This window comes from Limnohabitans sp. (assembly GCF_044373035.1).
Classification (GTDB): domain Bacteria; phylum Pseudomonadota; class Gammaproteobacteria; order Burkholderiales; family Burkholderiaceae_C; genus Limnohabitans_A.
Genome location: NZ_JBILQU010000001.1, coordinates 50,542 through 67,825 on the forward strand (window position 1 = coordinate 50,542; position 17,284 = coordinate 67,825).

The 17,284-nt window shown below is 60.5% G+C and carries 15 protein-coding genes and 1 tRNA gene; 12 read left to right on the forward strand and 4 right to left on the reverse strand.

The genetic code is table 11. The features are described 5' to 3' along the window. The first annotated feature begins 3 nt into the window (after positions 1 to 3). Positions 4 to 1,494 (forward strand): NAD(P)H-hydrate dehydratase, encoded by a 1,491-nt coding sequence (locus ACIQ47_RS00235; protein ID WP_396436265.1) that lies wholly within the window; start codon positions 4 to 6, stop codon positions 1,492 to 1,494. Between the two features lie 14 nt (positions 1,495 to 1,508). Here ACIQ47_RS00235 and rnr read toward each other — a convergent pair whose 3' ends face one another. After that, positions 1,509 to 3,752 carry a ribonuclease R gene (gene rnr / locus ACIQ47_RS00240; RefSeq protein WP_396429301.1) on the reverse strand — a complete coding sequence of 748 codons (2,244 nt, stop codon included), beginning with the start codon at positions 3,750 to 3,752 and terminating at the stop codon, positions 1,509 to 1,511. 51 nt (positions 3,753 to 3,803) lie between these two features. Between rnr and ACIQ47_RS00245 the strand changes: the two genes are divergently transcribed. Beyond that, positions 3,804 to 3,888 (forward strand) — tRNA-Leu (locus ACIQ47_RS00245). A 141-nt stretch (positions 3,889 to 4,029) separates the two neighbouring features. On the opposite strand, the gene rimO is transcribed toward ACIQ47_RS00245, so the two are convergent. Then, the gene (gene rimO / locus ACIQ47_RS00250; protein WP_396436266.1) at positions 4,030 to 5,427 is read right to left on the reverse strand and encodes a 30S ribosomal protein S12 methylthiotransferase RimO; all 1,398 of its coding nucleotides are present in this window, start codon (positions 5,425 to 5,427) and stop codon (positions 4,030 to 4,032) included. A gap of 57 nt (positions 5,428 to 5,484) precedes the next feature. Then, positions 5,485 to 6,087 (reverse strand): polyhydroxyalkanoate synthesis repressor PhaR, encoded by a 603-nt coding sequence (gene phaR, locus ACIQ47_RS00255; RefSeq protein WP_396429286.1) that lies wholly within the window; start codon positions 6,085 to 6,087, stop codon positions 5,485 to 5,487. Between the two features lie 195 nt (positions 6,088 to 6,282). On the opposite strand from phaR, the gene ACIQ47_RS00260 reads away from it, so the two are divergent. The 10 genes from ACIQ47_RS00260 to ACIQ47_RS00305 all read left to right on the forward strand — a co-directional run bounded on the left by ACIQ47_RS00260 (position 6,283) and on the right by ACIQ47_RS00305 (position 13,641). Continuing rightward, positions 6,283 to 6,921 carry a riboflavin synthase gene (locus ACIQ47_RS00260; RefSeq protein ID WP_396436267.1) on the forward strand — a complete coding sequence of 213 codons (639 nt, stop codon included), beginning with the start codon at positions 6,283 to 6,285 and terminating at the stop codon, positions 6,919 to 6,921. Next, positions 6,918 to 8,045 (forward strand): bifunctional 3,4-dihydroxy-2-butanone-4-phosphate synthase/GTP cyclohydrolase II, encoded by a 1,128-nt coding sequence (gene ribBA, locus ACIQ47_RS00265; protein ID WP_396436268.1) that lies wholly within the window; start codon positions 6,918 to 6,920, stop codon positions 8,043 to 8,045. Before ACIQ47_RS00260 ends, ribBA begins: the two co-directional genes overlap by 4 nt. Positions 8,046 to 8,047: 2 nt before the next feature. After that, positions 8,048 to 8,554: a 6,7-dimethyl-8-ribityllumazine synthase gene (gene ribH, locus ACIQ47_RS00270; RefSeq protein WP_396429288.1), complete on the forward strand. Its 507-nt coding sequence runs from the start codon at positions 8,048 to 8,050 to the stop codon at positions 8,552 to 8,554. After that, entirely contained in the window at positions 8,554 to 9,078 is a 525-nt protein-coding gene (gene nusB, locus ACIQ47_RS00275) for a transcription antitermination factor NusB (RefSeq protein WP_396429289.1), read from the forward strand. The genes ribH and nusB overlap by 1 nt, the downstream gene beginning before the upstream one ends. A gap of 19 nt (positions 9,079 to 9,097) precedes the next feature. Further along, positions 9,098 to 10,285: a pyridoxal phosphate-dependent aminotransferase gene (locus ACIQ47_RS00280; RefSeq protein WP_396436269.1), complete on the forward strand. Its 1,188-nt coding sequence runs from the start codon at positions 9,098 to 9,100 to the stop codon at positions 10,283 to 10,285. Then, positions 10,282 to 10,713 carry a YbgC/FadM family acyl-CoA thioesterase gene (locus ACIQ47_RS00285; protein ID WP_296292026.1) on the forward strand — a complete coding sequence of 144 codons (432 nt, stop codon included), beginning with the start codon at positions 10,282 to 10,284 and terminating at the stop codon, positions 10,711 to 10,713. Before ACIQ47_RS00280 ends, ACIQ47_RS00285 begins: the two co-directional genes overlap by 4 nt. Beyond that, positions 10,710 to 11,414: a protein TolQ gene (gene tolQ / locus ACIQ47_RS00290; protein ID WP_396436270.1), complete on the forward strand. Its 705-nt coding sequence runs from the start codon at positions 10,710 to 10,712 to the stop codon at positions 11,412 to 11,414. The genes ACIQ47_RS00285 and tolQ overlap by 4 nt, the downstream gene beginning before the upstream one ends. Positions 11,415 to 11,426: 12 nt before the next feature. Next, on the forward strand, positions 11,427 to 11,846 hold the full coding sequence (locus tag ACIQ47_RS00295; RefSeq protein ID WP_396436271.1) for a biopolymer transporter ExbD: 420 nt from the start codon (positions 11,427 to 11,429) through the stop codon (positions 11,844 to 11,846). A gap of 11 nt (positions 11,847 to 11,857) precedes the next feature. Next, the gene (gene tolA, locus ACIQ47_RS00300; protein WP_396436272.1) at positions 11,858 to 12,832 is read left to right on the forward strand and encodes a cell envelope integrity protein TolA; all 975 of its coding nucleotides are present in this window, start codon (positions 11,858 to 11,860) and stop codon (positions 12,830 to 12,832) included. Between the two features lie 305 nt (positions 12,833 to 13,137). After that, positions 13,138 to 13,641, forward strand: coding sequence for a hypothetical protein (locus tag ACIQ47_RS00305; protein WP_396436273.1), 504 nt, complete (start codon positions 13,138 to 13,140; stop codon positions 13,639 to 13,641). 114 nt (positions 13,642 to 13,755) lie between these two features. Here the strand turns inward: ACIQ47_RS00305 and dnaE are convergent, their stop codons facing one another. Continuing rightward, a complete protein-coding gene (gene dnaE, locus ACIQ47_RS00310; RefSeq protein WP_396436274.1) occupies positions 13,756 to 17,283 on the reverse strand; it encodes a DNA polymerase III subunit alpha in 3,528 nt (1,175 codons plus the stop codon). Between the last annotated feature and the right edge of the window lies 1 nt (position 17,284).

The window sequence follows — 17,284 nt, forward strand, 5'->3', positions numbered from 1 at the left end:
ACCATGCAAAAGCTGTGCAGCTCGTCCTTGTGGCCAATGTATGGGCCAGATGCGCTGCGTCAGCTTGAAACCCGTTTGCAGTCCGGTAGCCCTCAACCTTTGATGCAACTGGCGGGCCTGGCCGCTGCGCAACTGGCCATGGCCATCGCCCCTCATGCCCGGCGCATCTGGGTCGCCGCTGGTCCCGGCAACAACGGGGGTGATGGCCTGGAAGCCGCCTTGCACTTGCACCAATGGGGCAAGCAGGTTCTCGTCAGTTGGATGGGCTCAACGGCACATACGCCGCCCGATGCCCTCATGGCCTGGCAACGGGCCAGCGCTGCAGGTGTCGCCCTCCAATCTGCCGCACCTCAGGCTTGGCCAAAGAACATGGATGACCATGATTTGTGCATTGACGCACTGCTGGGCCTGGGGGCCAACCGGGCACTCAGCCCTGAAATGCAAGCCTGCGTGCAGGCCATCCAAAAGTTTCCCGGCCCGGTGCTGTCGCTCGACGGCCCCACAGGTCTGAACCTGGAAAACGGGCAATGGCTGGGCAGCTCCGATGCCCAAACGGTGGCGGTGCGCGCCGACCACACGCTGACCTTCATTGCCGCCAAGCCCGGTCTGTTCATGGGCCATGGTCGCGACGCTTGCGGCCAGATCTGGCTGGACGACTTGGGCCACCGGGCAAATGTCAGCGATGTGCCGCCACAAGCCTGGCTGAATGCGGCTGACGCACCCCCCCTCAAAAGCCACGCCAGCCACAAAGGCAGTCATGGCGATGTGGCGGTGATCGGCGGTGAGCCCATGGCCTTGAGGGGTATGGGCATGACCGGGGCCGCCGTGTTGGCCGCCACCGCCGCACTGTATGCCGGCGCGGGTCGCGTGATTTTGAGCTTGCTCTCAGGACAAGCCACAGAGCATGCGCCGCCCGACCTGATGCAACGGGACTGGCAGCGGCTGGAGCTGGCGCAGCTGCATGTGGTCTGCGGTTGCGGGGGCGGCGAAGCCATCCGTGCACACATGCCCGAGGTGCTCCAGCACAGCGCGCAATTGGTGCTGGACGCCGATGGTTTGAACGCGGTGGCAGACGATCCCACACTTCAAAATTTGCTGCGCCAAAGGGCAAAATTGAAACCCACCGTCATCACCCCTCACCCGCTGGAGGCGGCACGGCTTTTGAGAACCAGCACTGCTCAGGTGCAAAGCAACCGACTTCAAGCCGCGCAAAATTTGGCCGCTTTGTTTCACTGCACCGTGGTGCTCAAGGGTTCAGGCACAGTGATCGCGGCACCCGGACAGACCAGCCGCATCAACACCTCGGGCAATGGCAGGCTGGCCACTGGCGGCACAGGCGATGTGCTGGCGGGCTTGGTCGGCGCCCGCATGGCACAAGGCTTGGGGCCATTCGAAGCCGCCTGCTGCGCGGTGGCGCAGCACGGTCAGCTGGCCAATGACTGGCCAGATGAATTGCCACTGACCGCCAGCGCCTTGGCGCAGCACCTGCGCTGAATAAAAGCCGCGCCTCAGCGGCGCGGCTTGGTGCTGCGGGGCCCTTTTTTCTTGGCGGCAGCTTTTTTCACCGAGGCTTTGAGGGCCTGAATTGGAGACCTGTTGCGCTCAGCATCGGCGAGACGGCGATCTTGAGCGCCACGCTTTTTGTCGCGCCCGCCTTCAGCCGGTGCAGTCAAGCCCTTATCGCGCATGGCCCGCGGCACCAGATCGTCACCGGGATGCACCAAGCGGAAGTCAATTTTCCGGCCATCCAAATCCACCCGGCTGACCTGCACCTGCACCCTGCTGCCAATGGCATATCGAATGCCGGTGCGCTCACCGCGCAACTCCTGGCGCAACTCGTCAAAGCGGTAGTACTCGCCCCCCAGCTCGGTGATGTGCACCAGGCCTTCCACATACAAAGTGTCCAAAGTCACGAAGATGCCGAAGCTGGTGGCCGCCGACACCACGCCGCTGTATTCCTCGCCCAAGTGCTCGCGCATGTATTTGCACTTGAGCCAAGCTTCGACATCGCGGCTGGCTTCATCGGCGCGGCGTTCGTTGGCGCTGCAATGCAGGCCCGCAGCCTCCCAAGCCCGTTGATCGGCGGCCGACATGCGCACCCGTGGCGCAGACGACTCGGACGCATCGCCCTTGGCCGCGCGGCTTTTCTCCAGCCGTTTGCTCAGCTTGGCATGCGCCTCACCTGGCACAGGCAAGCTGGGCAGCGTGTATTTGCGGCCCAGCAAAATCGCCTTGATGACCCGGTGCACCAGCAAATCCGGGTAACGCCGGATCGGGCTGGTGAAGTGGGTGTAAGCCTCGTAGGCCAGGCCAAAGTGCCCGCTGTTGACGGGCGTATAAATGGCCTGCTGCATGGAGCGCAGCAGCATGGTGTGGATCTGCTGCGCATCCGGACGGTCCTTGGTCGCTTGCGCAATCTTCTGGAACTCGCTGGTGTGCGGGTCGTCGCTGATGCTCATGCCCAAGCCCAAGGCCTTCAGGTAATTGCGCAAGATGTCTTTTTTCTCGGCTGTGGGGCCTTCATGCACGCGAAACAAGCCCGGGTGCTTTCCCTGCTGTATGAAGTCGGCGCTGCACACGTTGGCTGCCAGCATGGCCTCTTCGATCAGGCGGTGCGCTTCGTTGCGCACACGTGGCACAATTTTCTCAATGCGACCGCTCTCGTCGCACACGATTTGTGTTTCGGTGGTCTCAAAGTCCACGGCACCGCGCACCGCACGCGAAGCCAACAAGGCTTTGTACACGTCCTGCAGGTTCATCAGGTCGGTGACGCGCTCCTTGCGCTTGGCCGCTTCTGGCCCGCGCGTGTTGCCCAAAATGGCGGCCACTTCGGTGTAAGTGAAACGCGCATGGCTGTGCATCACGGCCGGGTAAAACTGGTAGGCGTTCACATCGCCCTTGGCGGTGACCAGCATGTCACACACCATGCACAAACGGTCCACATCGGGGTTCAACGAGCACAAGCCGTTCGACAATTTCTCGGGCAGCATCGGAATCACACGGCGCGGAAAATACACGCTGGTGGCGCGGTCATAAGCGTCGATGTCGATGGCGCTGCCGGTTTGAACGTAGTGACTCACATCGGCAATTGCCACCAGCAAACGCCAGCCCTTGCCGCGGCCGACTTTGGCCGGTTCGCAATACACCGCATCGTCAAAGTCACGCGCGTCTTCGCCATCGATCGTGACCAAAGGCACATCACGCAAATCCACCCGGTCCTTGCGGTCCTTGGCCAGCACCTTGTCGGGCAATCCCTTGGCTTGGTCAACGCACAGGGCAGAAAATTCGTGCGGCACGCTGTATTTGCGCACAGCGATTTCGATCTCCATACCCGGATCGTCGATTTCGCCCAACACCTCTTTCACGCGGCCCACGGGCTGCCCAAACAAGGCGGGCGGCTCGGTCAACTCCACCACCACCACCTGGCCCGGCTTGGCTGTGCCTGTGGCACCTTTGGGGATCATCACGTCCTGGCCGTAACGCTTGTCTTCAGGCGCCACCAACCACAAACCGCCTTCGTGCAGCAAACGACCAATGATCGGTTGCTCAGGGCGTTCGACAATCTCGACCACACGCCCTTCCGGGCGACCTTTGCGGTCCTGACGCACGATGCATACCTTGACGCGGTCGCGGTGCAAGACCGCACGCATTTCGTTGGACGACAGGTAAATGTCCGACTCACCATCATCACGGATTAAAAATCCATGACCATCACGGTGGCCTTGAACACTGCCAACAATTTCTTCCAGCATCGCACTGGGTTGAGCTACTTTTTTGATATACAATCCTTAGATTCCTGAGGCGCCCAGATGGCGGAATTGGTAGACGCACTAGTTTCAGGTACTAGCGAGTAACATCGTGGAGGTTCGAGTCCTCTTCTGGGCACCAATCTTATCCAACACGATAAGTTACACACACAGCAAGCCGTTGATTTTTGATCAACGGCTTTTTTGTTGCCCGCTGCAAAACCACTCACAGCGCGGTGCACGCCGACAGCCAAAAGGATGCACTGCATGCCGCCGAGCCACATCAAACGGGAACCCCCACCAAATCGTGGCCTTCCACGCCCACGATGCGGGCCCGAGTGAACTCACCCACTTTGAGGGTCTTGCTCAGCTTTTCAGGCGGCAGCAAGCGCACGACGCCATCGATCTCGGGCGCATCACCAAAACTTCGGCCCACGCCACCACGACGGCCCATGGCCGGCGCATTGTCCACCAAGACCTGCATGGTGGAACCCACGCGCTGGTGCAAGCGGGTAATCGACACCTCTTCGGCCACCGCCATGAAGCGGGCTCGGCGTTCTTCACGCAACGCTTCGGGCAACATGCCCGGCAAATCATTGGCCGTGGCCCCTTTCACGGGGCTGTAGGCAAAGCAACCTGCGCGATCGATTTGCGCTTCACGCAAAAAGCCCAACAGGTGCTCGAATTCTTCTTCGGTCTCGCCCGGGAATCCCGCGATGAAGGTGCTGCGAATCACCAGCTCGGGGCACAGTTCGCGCCAGTGCTGGATGCGCTCCAGGTTCTTCTCGCCGCTGGCCGGGCGCTTCATGCGCTTGAGCACATCGGGGTGACTGTGTTGAAAAGGCACGTCCAGATAAGGCAACACCAGGCCCTGCGCCATCAAGGGAATGATGTCGTCCACGCTCGGGTACGGGTAAACATAGTGCAAACGCACCCAAGCATCGTGCTCGCGGGCCATCTCGCCCAATGCCTGCACCAACTCGAGCATGCGGGTTTTGACCGGCTTGCCGTCCCAAAAACCCGTGCGGTATTTCACATCCACCCCATAGGCCGAGGTGTCTTGGCTGATGACCAGCAGCTCTTTCACACCGCCTGCAAACAAGGCTTTGGCTTCTTTCAGCACATCACCAATCGGGCGCGACACCAAATCGCCACGCATGGAGGGAATGATGCAAAACGTGCAGCGGTGGTTGCAGCCTTCGCTGATTTTCAGGTACGCATAGTGTCGAGGTGTGAGCTTGAGGCCCGCCTCGCCAAAACCACCCGGCACCAAATCGAGAAACGGGTCGTGGGGCTTGGGCAAATGCGTGTGCACCGCATCCATCACCTCTTGCGTGGCATGCGGCCCGGTCACCGCCAGCACGCTGGGGTGCATTTCCAGTACCATGTTGCCGCCGCCTTCGCCCGTTTTAGCCCCCAGGCAACCGGTCACGATGACCTTGCCGTTTTCGCTCAGGGCCTCTGCAATGGTGTCTAGGCTTTCCTTGATGGCTTCGTCAATGAACCCACAGGTGTTGACGATGACGAGGTCAGCGCCTTCAAAGGTTTTGGAGGTTTGGTAACCCTCGGCGCTCAGTTGCGTCAGGATCAGCTCGGAATCGGTCAGCGCTTTGGGGCAACCCAGGCTGACAAAACCCACTTTAGGGGTCGGGAGGCGGGCAGTTGCGGTCATTTCACTCATCCCCCCATTGTCCCCGCAAAAACGACCAGGCTGTGACAAAACGGCATATTGCCCTTCTTATGTCTTCAAACCCATCGCGCCCAAAAACTGATCGGCATTTTTCTGAATCTGTTTTTGCACCTGCTCTTGCATTTGCGCCATGACGGTTTGGGAGGGATCGGCAAGTCCTGAAAACATGTTGTGCAGCAGCGGCGTCTGCCACGCCATGAACTGCGTCCAAACCTCCGGGCTGAGGGTCGGGCTGGATTGGCCCAATTTGCTTTGCCAGTCCATGAAGGACTGGACATGGTTTTCCAGATAGGAACCCATGTGTACCTGCATGGCATGGCCATAGAAACGGATGATATTGGACAACACCGCTTCGCTGAACATCGGCACACCCGCAGACTCCTCCTCCAAAATGATTTGCAACAAAATGGAACGCGTCAGGTCTTCGCCGGTTTTGGCATCGACCACCAACAAGGGCTCTGAGGCCATGACCAGTTTTTTAAGCTCGGACAAGGTCACGTAACTGGACGTCTGCGTGTCGTACAGGCGGCGGTTCGGGTATTTTTTGATGGTGCGAGCCACCGAGGGTGGCGGTTCGGGCCTGCTGGCCGTCTTCTCAGACCGGGCGGTCTTCGTGAGTTGGGACGATTGAACGGGAGATTTGGCGGGCAAAGAAAACTCCTGGTGACAGGCAGCCCATGAAAAATCTGCTGCAATGCACCATTTTAGGCGCACACTTTGGAGCTTGTCGCCTTGGTTAACCCTGAGCTTTTCGGGGGTGGAGCCAACGCCAAACACACAAGACTGCGTGCATTTTTGTTGCGTCGCCAGCCGATTTACCCTCTTTACCTGCGAAAATAGTCAACTATGTTCACCGGAATCATCACCGGCGTGGGGCGAATCGTCGCCATCCACGACCTGGGTCGCTCTTTACACCACGGCAAGCGCCTCACCATCGAGGCGCCTGCCGGGTACCTTGACGATGTGGGCTTGGGCGACAGCATCGCCTTGAACGGCGCTTGCATGACCGTCACCACCTTCAGCCCCGAAAGCCAACAGTTCACCATCGACATTTCGGCCGAATCTCTGGACAAAACCAGCGGCCTTGACCAAGAAGGCACCGTCAACCTCGAAAAAGCGCTGCGTGCCCACGACCGACTGGGTGGGCACATCGTGTCGGGCCACGTCGACGGCGTGGGACACATCAGTCACTTCGAGCAAATCGGCGAAAGCTGGGAGTTGCGCGTCTTGGCACCGCACATGCTGGCCAAATACCTGGCTTACAAAGGCTCGATCACCGTCAACGGTGTGAGCCTCACGGTCAACCGAGTGGCCGATCTGGCCGATGGCTGCGAAATCAGCATCAACCTGATCCCCCACACCGTGGACAACACCGCCCTTGGCAGCCTCAAAGCGGGCAGCCGGGTCAACCTCGAAATCGACACCGTGGCCCGCTACGTAGAGCGCATGCTCAGCGCAGGCCTGACCCAGAAAGACACCGCATGAACGCCCCCGAGAAACTGACCCCCGTGGCGATCTCGCCCGTCGAAGAGATCGTGGCCGAGATGAAAGCCGGTCGCATCGTGATCCTGGTTGACGAAGAAGACCGTGAAAACGAAGGCGATCTGGTCTTGGCATCTGACCATGTCACGCCCGAAGCCATCAACTTCATGGCCCGTTTTGGCCGTGGCCTGATTTGCCTCACGCTCACCCGCGAGCGCTGCGAATTTTTGAAGTTGCCGCCCATGGCGGCGCGCAACGGCACCGTCTACAGCACGGCCTTCACCGTGTCCATCGAAGCTGCGGAAGGTGTGACCACCGGCATCTCGGCCGCTGACCGGGCCAAGACGGTGCAAGTGGCAGTGGCCAAGGCCAGCCATCCCACCGACCTGGTGCAACCCGGTCACATCTTCCCGCTGCAAGCCGTTGACGGCGGCGTGCTCATGCGTGCAGGCCACACCGAAGCCGGTTGCGACCTGGCCGCCATGGCCGGCTGCAGCGCATCGTCCGTGATCTGCGAGATCATGAAGGACGACGGCACCATGGCCCGCCTGCCCGATTTGCAAATTTTCGCAGCCGAACATGGCTTGAAGATAGGCACCATCGCTGACCTGATTCAATACCGCAGCCGCAACGAGTCGCTGGTCGAGCGGATTGGCAGCCGCACGCTGCAAACGGCCCATGGCGAATTCACCGCCCACGCTTTTCGCGACCAACCCAGCCAAACCGTGCACCTGGCCTTGGTCAAAGGCCAATGGTTGCCCGAATCGGAAGTGGCTGTGCGCGTGCACGAGCCGCTGTCGGTGCTTGACGCCCTTGAAGTCAACCGGGCCATGCATTCCTGGAGCCTGGACGCAAGCTTGAAATACATCAACGCCCAAGGCTGCGGTGTTGCCGTGCTGCTCAACTGCGGCGAATCACCAGACCAACTGCTGGCCCAGTTTGAAGGCCGTGCCCGTTCGGCCCAAGCCCCTGAGCGCGGCAAGATGGACTTGCGCACCTACGGCGTGGGCGCGCAAATCCTGCGCGAATGCGGCGTGAACAAAATGCGCCTCATGGGCAACCCGCGCCGCATGCCCAGCATGACCGGCTACGGCCTCGAAATCACTGCTTACATCTCCAAGGAATGAACATGCAAGACGCCAACAAAGGCCAAGCCGAAGAACTTGACGGCCAGTTTCTGCACATCGGCATCGTCCAAGCCCGCTTCAACGAAGACATCACCAATGCCTTGGCCAAGGCTTGTATTGCCGAGCTTGAAGCGCTGGGTGTGAGCAGCATTGACCACGTCATGGTGCCCGGAGCCTTGGAATTGCCTGTCGCTTTGCAAGCCATGGCCGAGCGGGCCGAATACGACGCCTTGATTGCGCTGGGTTGCATCATCCGTGGCGAGACTTACCACTTTGAATTGGTGGCGAACGAGTCCGGCGCCGGTGTCAGCCGCGTGTCCCTCGACTACAACCTGCCCATTGCCAACGCCATCTTAACCACCGAGAACCTCGACCAAGCCATCGCCCGCCAGACCGAAAAAGGCCGAGACGCAGCCCGCGTGGCGGTTGAAATGGCCTGCATCATGGACGACCTGGCCGCCGACATGGCCGATTTGCCAGACGACACCGACGAAGAAAAACAAGCCTGATGACCGACTCGACCAGCATGCCCGAAACCGCCAACGAAGGCTCACCACCTGCCGCTGCCGGCACGCGCAAATCCTCAGCGAAACCTGCACGCAGCCGCTCGCGTGAGTTTGCACTGCAAGCGCTTTACCAGTTCATCGTGGGCCGAAACGAAGCGTCCGACATCGACGTGTTCACCCGCGATCTGTCGGGTTTCCACAAAGCCGACTCGGCCCATTACGACGCCCTGCTTTACGGCTGCATCGAACAAGCTGCGGCTTTGGATGCCCTGATTTCGCCCAAACTCGATCGCAAATTTGCCGAAATCTCGCCCATCGAGCACGCCATCATGTGGATCGGCGTTTATGAAATGCAGCACTGCCTCGATGTACCCTGGCGCGTGGTGCTCAATGAATGCATTGAACTGGCCAAAGACTTTGGTGGCACCGACGGCCACAAGTACGTGAACGCCGTGCTGGGTGGCTTGGCCCCCGAATTGCGCAGTGCCGAAGTACAAGCCGACCGCCAATCTGGCCGCGCCAAATAAAACCCATACACCAGACACCATGCGCATCTCTGAGCGAGCCGAGCGAATCGAACCTTTTTGGGTGATGGAAGTGGCCAAAGCCGCCTCGCAAAAAGCCCGCGAGGTCGCGCTCACCGACCGTCCCGTGGTGTTCCTGAACATTGGCGAACCCGACTTCACCGCCCCAACCCGCGTGCAAAAAGCCGCGTTGGCGGTGATCGAATCAGGCCAAACTCAGTACACACCCGCGCTGGGCCTTGACGCCTTGCGCCAAGCCATCAGCGGCTGGTACGCGCAGCGCTTTGGCGTGCAGGTGCCCGCCAGCCGGATCGTGGTCACGGCGGGCGCTTCGGCGGCGCTGCAACTGGCGTGTCTGGCCCTGATTGACCGGGGTGACGAAATCCTCATGCCCGACCCCAGCTACCCCTGCAACCGACACTTTGTGAGCGCAGCCGAAGGCACGGCCGTGCTGGTGCCCACCACCGCAGAAGAACGCTTTCAATTGAGTGCTGCCAAAGTGGCCGCCGCTTGGAGGCCGCAAACCCGTGGCGTTTTATTGGCCTCGCCCTCCAACCCCACGGGCACCTCCATCGACCCGGCCGAGCTGGCCCGCATTGTCGATGTTGTGCGCAGCCATGGCGGCATCACCCTGATCGACGAGATCTACCTGGGCTTGAGCCACGACGCGCAGTTTGGCCAAAGCGCGTTGGCCTTGGGCGACGATGTCATCAGCATCAACAGCTTCAGCAAATACTTCAACATGACCGGCTGGCGCCTGGGCTGGCTGGTGGTGCCAGAGCAGCTCACGCCCGTGCTCGAGCGCCTGGCGCAAAACCTGTTCATCTGTGCCAGCACCGTGTCGCAACAAGCGGCTCTGGCCTGCTTTGAGCCCGAGAGCCTGGCCGAATACGAGCGCCGCCGCGCCGAATTCAAAGCCCGTCGCGATTACTTCATCCCGGCACTGAACGAACTGGGCCTGACCGTTCCCGTCGCCCCCGATGGCGCGTTTTACGCCTGGGCCGACTGCACCGCCGCCTGCCAAAAGCTGGGCCTCAAAGACAGCTGGGACTTTGCCTTTGCCGCGTTGGAACACACCCATGTGGCCATCACGCCCGGGCGCGACTTTGGCACCGACCAGACCGCCCGCTTTGTGCGCTTTTCCACCGCCAACTCCATGGCTGAGCTGCAAACCGCCATCGCTCGCCTGAAAGCCTGGTTGCAACCATGAGCACATCTAGCCTTGCCTCTTCAGCGTTTGAGCACCCCATCCGCATTTATTGGGAAGACACCGACGCGGGCGGTATTGTGTTTTATGCCAACTACCTCAAGTTCTTTGAACGCGCCCGCACCGAATGGCTGCGCGCCTTAGGCTTTGGCCAGCAGGCATTGCGCGACACCTCGGGCGGCATGTTTGTCGTGAGCGAAACCGCCGTCAAATACCACTCGCCTGCCCGCTTGGACGACACCCTGGTTGTGACCGCTGAGTTGCAAACCGGCGGCAAAGCCAGCCTGAGCATTGCCCAGCGCGCTTACTTGCGCACGCCCAACCAAAACGACCGCCTGTTGGCCGAAGGCACCATCCGCCTGGGCTGGGTCGACAGCACCACCTTGAAACCCGGCCGCATCCCGGCCCCTGTTCTGGAAGCCCTGAAATGAACCAAGACATGTCCATCGTCTCGCTGTTGCTGGAAGCCAGTTTTGTGGTGCAGCTGGTGGTGCTGATTTTGCTCGGCATCTCGGTGTCCAGCTGGGCGGCCATTGTGCGCAAAATCACCGCCATCAAACGCATCAAAAGCCTGAACGAAGAGTTTGAGCGCGTCTTCTGGTCCGGAACCAGTTTGAACGAGCTGTTCAACGCCGCCAGTCAGAACGCCAAACTCTCCGGCCCCATGGAGCGCATTTTTGCCAGCGGCATGCGCGAATACCAAAAACTGCGCGAACGCCGCATCAGTGACGCTGGCACTTTGCTCGACGGCGCACGCCGAGCCATGCGGGCGAGCTTTCAGCGCGAAATGGACGTGGCCGAATCGCAACTCGCCTTCCTCGCGTCGGTCGGCTCCATCTCGCCTTACGTGGGTTTGTTTGGCACGGTGTGGGGCATCATGCACGCCTTCACCGGCTTGGCCAGCTTGCAGCAAGTCACGCTGGCGGTGGTGGCTCCCGGCATTGCCGAAGCCCTGGTGGCCACCGCCATCGGCTTGTTCGCCGCCATCCCCGCCGTGCTGGCCTACAACCGGTTTTCTCACGATGTTGATCGCATCGCCATCAAGCTTGAAACTTTCATCGAAGAGTTCTCCAACATCCTGCAGCGCAGCCTGGGCTCGACCGGCGGCAGCGGCTCGGCCTCTGGCTATTGATCGGAGTGCGCCATGCCATCCCCCTCTTCCCGAAGCCGCGGTCGCCGCACCATCTCCGAGATCAACATGGTGCCCTTCATCGATGTGATGCTGGTGCTGCTGATCATCTTCATGGTCACCGCCCCCATGATCACCCCCAGCATGGTCGATTTGCCCAGTGTGGGCAAAGCCGCCAAGCAGCCCGACAAAGTGGTCCAGGTGGTGATCCAAAAAGACGAGCGACTGGAACTGGTCAGCGACGGCAAGACCGACAGCGCCACTTTGGGCAGCGCCGCCGCCAGTGTCAAACGCTTGGTGGGCGACGACACCAACACCGCTGTGGTCATCAGCGCGGACCGCAGCGTCAAGTATGAAGTCGTGGTCAAAGTCATGGACAGCCTGCAGCGTGCGGGCATTGCCCGTGTGGGCCTGTCGGTGCAACTGGCCCCCTGAAAGTCACCCCCTTGAGCGCCAAACACGCCCCCCATCTGGAGTTCGCTCCCTCGGCTGCACCGGGCATGGGCCGCGCTTGGGTGGTGGCCATTGCAGCGCACCTGGCCTTGTTCCTGGCGCTGGGCCTGGCCACCGCTTGGAAAACCCAGCCCCAGACCGTGCAAGCCGAAGCCGAGCTGTGGTCGGCTGTGCCGCAAGCGGCAGCCCCCAAACTGCAAGAACCTGCGCCACGGCCACCCGAGCCCGAGCCCAAGCCCGAACCTCCTCCGAAGCCGGCACCTCCCCGGCCCGCGCCCGAACCGAAGCCTGACAACAGCCTGCGCGATGCCCAAATTGCGCTCGAAAAGAAAAAGGAAGAAGACAAGAAAAAGCAGGAAGCCGCTGAACGTCAGCGCAAGGCGCTTGAGAAGAAGAAAAAAGAGGCCGAGGACAAGGCAGCGCAATTAAAAGCAGCCAAAGAAAAGGCCACCAAGGACAAGGCGGCGCAGGAAAAAACCGCTCAAGAAAAGAAAGAACTGGAAAAGAAAAAAACCATTGAAAAAGCCAAGGTCGACGAAAAAATACGCCAGCAGGAACAAGCTCGCCAAGAGGCCCAGGACAAGGCTGACGATGCAAGCGCCCAAGCCATGCGCCAAGAAAACCTGCAACGCATGCAAGGCATGGCCGGGGCATCGGGCGGCCCGAACGCCACGGGAACTGCGCTCAAATCGTCAGGTCCCTCGGCCAGTTATGCGGGACGCCTCGTGGGCCGCATCAAACCCAACATCACTTACCCCGGCGACGTGGTCGGAAACCCGCGCGCCGAAGTGGAAGTGCGTGTGGCAGCCGACGGCACCATCACCAGCCGCCGTATCGTGCAGTCCAGCGGCAACAAGGCCTGGGACGATGCCGTACTTCGGGCCATCGACAAAACCGAAATTCTGCCCAAAGACACCGATGGTCGAGTTCCTCCCTTCATTGTGCTGGGGTTCCGGCCGCTGGATTGACAAAGAAAAAACGCCGCCATCTTCACAAGCCTCAACCGCTTGCGCTCAAGGTGGCTTGAACCGCCCCGTTCCACTATGATGGTCTGGTGGTGTCAAGCTTGGCCTTGAACTGACGATACACACAACACGACTTCCATCGCGGGCCTGCTGACAGGCCCGAGCCACCGCGTTCCGAGACCAACGACATGCTGAAAATTATCGGTATTTGCTTAGCCACTGCTGGGCTGGGTCTTTACTCAAATCTAGCCTTGGCCCAAGCGACGCCAGCCAAAGGGTGCTTTGTGGCCCATTTCAAGTCCTTGGCCTTGAAAACCCACAGTCCGGATATGCGTGCGGCTTTGGCAGAAAAGTGGCTGCAATTGAATGCCCCCAGCTGCACCAAGGCACAGTTGTCCGCGCTTCAGGGCAACAGCCCCAGTTGGCTGGGCAGCGCCTTGACGCAGGAAATCGCCTCCATTTTGGAGGGCGCCATTGAAGCCAACATCGCCGGAAACCCTGAATTGATGGCGCGACTTTATGAGTCCTCGGGCAAAGAAGTTCAAAGCGGCAGCGTGACCCTGACCAACCCGGCCGCCCGCGCCCCCGTGGTGCAACCCATGGCCAACAATGGCGTGATTGCGGGCAGTGCGAACTACGGCAACATTTCGGGCAACACCACCTTGAATCAAAACACCAACAACCTGAGCAATGCCAACAGCATCGCCAGTCCTGCCAACAGCAGCAGCGGCGCCAATTCAAGCAACAACGCGATGGCTCAGGGCGGCACAGCAGCCACCAACCCTCCGGGCCGGCCGTCGGCCCCGCGTTGAAACCCAAAACATGCAGGCTGGCATCGCTCGACGTGTCTGGGCAGCGTCAACGCTGAAGGGCGCATGCGCGCATGGAACTCGGCCAGCGGCTGCGTGCAAACCCGTTCAGCCGCTTCAGTCGTACACAATCCGCGCCTGCCCTTGCTCGCCCTGTGCCATCCAGCTGGCCAGTGCCGCATCAGAGGGGAAAAATTTGGCGGCGTCCCCCAGCGCCAGCTCGGCGCGGGCGACCAAGTCTTCATTGCGCCGCTCCAGCGCCAAGCGCACGGGCAAGCCGCGCACCAGATCGCCCTGGTCGGTCTGCTCGCGCTGTGCAGGGAACTCTCTGACCAAACGGGCGATGTCGGGCGCATGGCCATTCACAGCCACGCGCAGGTATTTGCCATAGCGGCAGCGGGCCGCGCCCAAGTCCATGATCTGCTCGATCTTGAGGCGGAAACCACCCGAAAAACGGTCCGCCTGCATCTTGGCGGTGACGATGATGAGTTCATCGTCTTTCAGCAAATGTTTGGCCGAGTTGATCAGGGCTTCGTCGGCCGTGGCTTCCATCATGGCCGTTTTGTCGTCGAGCTTGAAAATCGCCACCTTGCCGCGCTGGCCATTGATGATGCGCAGGTCGCTCACGATGCCCGCCAACACCATCGATTCGCGGCTGTCGATCAAATCATCGATCTTGCGGCGTGCAAACTGGCGCACCTCGCGCTCTACCGCGTCAAACAAATGGCCCGACAGGAAGAAGCCCACGGCCGTTTTTTCGAGCAGCAGGCGCTCTTTGATGCCCCAGGGCATGACCTCGACCAAATCGGGCTCTTGCGTGCTGGAGCCGTGCGAATCGTCGCCCAGCGTGTCGAACAAGCCGCCCTGGTTGGCGTTGGCTGTGGCGGCATTCGAGAATTCGAACGCCCGGTCAATGCTGGCCGACAAGGCGGCGCGGTTCATGTGCAGCGAGTCAAAGGCCCCGGCCTTGATGAGCGCATCCACCGTGCGCTTGTTGATGCGGGTGCGGTCAACGCGCACGGCAAAGTCAAACAGACTGGTGAACGGGCCGCCTTCGGTGCGGGCGGCCACGATGGCGTCGATGGCTTGCTGACCCGTGCCCTTGATGGCCCCCAAGCCGTAGCGGATGATCTTGTCGGTCACCGGTTCAAAGCGGTGCGTGCCCCGGTTCACATCGGGCGGATCAAAGCGGATACCGAACTTCAGGGCGTCTTCGTAAAGCACCTTGAGCTTGTCGGTGTCGTCCATCTCCACCGTCATGTTGGCGCAGAAGAACTCGGCGGTGTAATGCACCTTGAGCCAGCCTGTGTGGTAGGCCAGCAGTGAATAAGCGGCGGCGTGCGACTTGTTGAAGCCATAGCCCGCAAACTTCTCCATCAAGTCAAAAACCTCGTCGGCTTTTTCCTGAGGGATGTTGTGGGTGGCGAGTGCACCGGCGCGGAATTTCTCGCGGTGCTCGGCCATCTCTTCGGCCTTTTTCTTACCCATGGCGCGGCGCAGCAAATCCGCACCACCGAGCGAGTAACCGCCCAGAATTTGTGCGGTCTGCATCACCTGCTCTTGGTAGACCATGATGCCGTAGGTCTCGCTCAGCATCTCGGCCACCGCCGGGTGCGGGTACTCAACCTCTTCGCGGCCGTGTTTGCGCGCCACAAAGCTGGGGATCAGGTCCATGGGGCCTGGACGGTACAGCGCGTTCAGGGCGATCAGGTCTTCAAGGCGGCTCGGACGCGCGTCACGCAGCATGCCTTGCATGCCGCGGCTTTCAAACTGGAACACGGCCTCGGTCTTGCCGTCCGAGAACAATTTGTAGGTCTGCACGTCGTCAAGCGCGATGTTCTCAAAGGCGAAATTCTCCTGGCCCTTGTGCCGCTTCATGATGAACTCGCGGGCGATCTCCAAAATGGTGAGCGTGGCCAAGCCCAAAAAGTCGAACTTCACCAGACCTGCGGCTTCCACGTCATCCTTGTCGTACTGGCTCACGGCCGACTCGCTGCCGGGCTGCTGGTACAGCGGGCAAAAGTCGGTCAGCTTGCCCGGCGCAATCAACACGCCCCCCGCGTGCATGCCCACATTGCGGGTCATGCCCTCGAGCTTTTGCGCCAGCTCGATCAAGGTCTTGACGTCCTCTTCGCGCTCAATGCGCTCGGCCAGGATCGGCTCCATGGCAATGGCGTAGTTGTTCTTATCTCCCTCTTTGGGGGTTGCTGGTGGGTATTGCAGCGTGACAGACATGCCAGGCTTGTTGGGAATGAGCTTGCTGATGCCGTCGCAAAAGGTGTAACTCATGTCGAGCACGCGGCCCACGTCTCGGATCGCCGCACGCGCAGCCATGGTGCCAAAGGTCACGATCTGGCTGACGGCGTCGCGGCCGTATTTGTCCTTCACATAGTCGATCACCCGGTCCCGGTTGCCTTGGCAAAAGTCAATGTCGAAGTCGGGCATGGACACCCGCTCGGGGTTTAAAAATCGCTCAAACAACAGGTTGTACTGCAAGGGGTCAAGGTCGGTGATCTTGAGCGCATAAGCCACCAAAGAGCCCGCTCCCGAACCCCTGCCCGGGCCTACGGGGCAACCATTGGCCTTGGCCCACTGAATGAAGTCACCCACGATCAAGAAGTAGCCCGGAAAACCCATCTTCAAGATGGTGTTCAGCTCAAACTCCAGACGCTCCACATAGCGCAGACGTTTCTCGTTGCGCTTGGCTTCGACCGGGTACAGATGGAGCAATCGCGCCTCAAGACCTTCGAAAGACACATGCCGGAAATAGTCTTCGACCGACATGACCACACCTTTCACCGGTGGAATCGGGAAGTCTGGCAGTTGAGGTTTGCCCAACACCAGTGTCAGGTTGCAACGTTTGGCGATCTCGAGCGTGTTGGCAATGGCGCTCGGCACATCGGCAAACAAGGCGCACATTTGCGCGGTGGACTTGAAATACTGCTCGCGCGTGAAGCGGCGCACCCGGCGCTGGTTGGCCAGGATTTCGCCCTCCGAGATGCACACCCGCGCTTCGTGGGCTTCGTAATCGTCGGGCCCATGAAACTGCACCGGGTGCGTGGCCACTACCGGCAAACCCAAACGTGCGGCCAGCGCCACGGCACCCGCCACTTGCGGCTCATCTTCCGGACGGCCTGCGCGTTGCAACTCCAGATAAAAACGGTGTGGGAAAATCGAGCCCAACTGCAGCGCCACATCGGCCGCCTTGTCGGTGTCGCCCTGCACCAGCGCTTGACCCACTGGCCCGGCTTGCGCACCCGACAGCAAAATCAGCCCTTCAGACAACTCTTGCAGCCAAGCCAGCTTGACCACGGCCACGCCTTTGAGCACGTTCTGGGTCCAGGCGCGGGCCAACAACTCACACAGGTGCAAGTAACCCCGGTGGTTCTGCACCAACAGTGCCACCCGGCTGGTGGCACCGGAGTCGCCGCCCAGGCCTTCGAGGTTGATTTCGGCGCCGATGATGGGTTTGACACCCTTGGCCCGACCTTCCTTGTAGAACTTGACCGTGCCGAACAGGTTGTTCAGGTCGGTCATGGCCAGCGCGGGCTGGGCGTTTTGTGCCGCCATTTTGACCACATCGTCGATGCGACAAGTGGAGTCAACGACAGAAAATTCGGAGTGAAGGCGCAGGTGAACAAACATA

What these genes read in the sequence shown, in the direction of transcription:
- ACIQ47_RS00235 (WP_396436265.1), top strand. Translation starts at nt 4, where the DNA reads ATGCAAAAGCTGTGCAGCTCGTCCTTGTGGCCAATGTATGGGCCAGAT.
- rnr (WP_396429301.1), bottom strand. Translation starts at nt 3,752, where the DNA reads ATGCTGGAAGAAATTGTTGGCAGTGTTCAAGGCCACCGTGATGGTCAT.
- rimO (WP_396436266.1), bottom strand. Translation starts at nt 5,427, where the DNA reads ATGAGTGAAATGACCGCAACTGCCCGCCTCCCGACCCCTAAAGTGGGT.
- ACIQ47_RS00260 (WP_396436267.1), top strand. Translation starts at nt 6,283, where the DNA reads ATGTTCACCGGAATCATCACCGGCGTGGGGCGAATCGTCGCCATCCAC.
- ribBA (WP_396436268.1), top strand. Translation starts at nt 6,918, where the DNA reads ATGAACGCCCCCGAGAAACTGACCCCCGTGGCGATCTCGCCCGTCGAA.
- ribH (WP_396429288.1), top strand. Translation starts at nt 8,048, where the DNA reads ATGCAAGACGCCAACAAAGGCCAAGCCGAAGAACTTGACGGCCAGTTT.
- nusB (WP_396429289.1), top strand. Translation starts at nt 8,554, where the DNA reads ATGACCGACTCGACCAGCATGCCCGAAACCGCCAACGAAGGCTCACCA.
- ACIQ47_RS00280 (WP_396436269.1), top strand. Translation starts at nt 9,098, where the DNA reads ATGCGCATCTCTGAGCGAGCCGAGCGAATCGAACCTTTTTGGGTGATG.
- ACIQ47_RS00285 (WP_296292026.1), top strand. Translation starts at nt 10,282, where the DNA reads ATGAGCACATCTAGCCTTGCCTCTTCAGCGTTTGAGCACCCCATCCGC.
- tolQ (WP_396436270.1), top strand. Translation starts at nt 10,710, where the DNA reads ATGAACCAAGACATGTCCATCGTCTCGCTGTTGCTGGAAGCCAGTTTT.
- ACIQ47_RS00295 (WP_396436271.1), top strand. Translation starts at nt 11,427, where the DNA reads ATGCCATCCCCCTCTTCCCGAAGCCGCGGTCGCCGCACCATCTCCGAG.
- dnaE (WP_396436274.1), bottom strand. Translation starts at nt 17,283, where the DNA reads ATGTTTGTTCACCTGCGCCTTCACTCCGAATTTTCTGTCGTTGACTCC.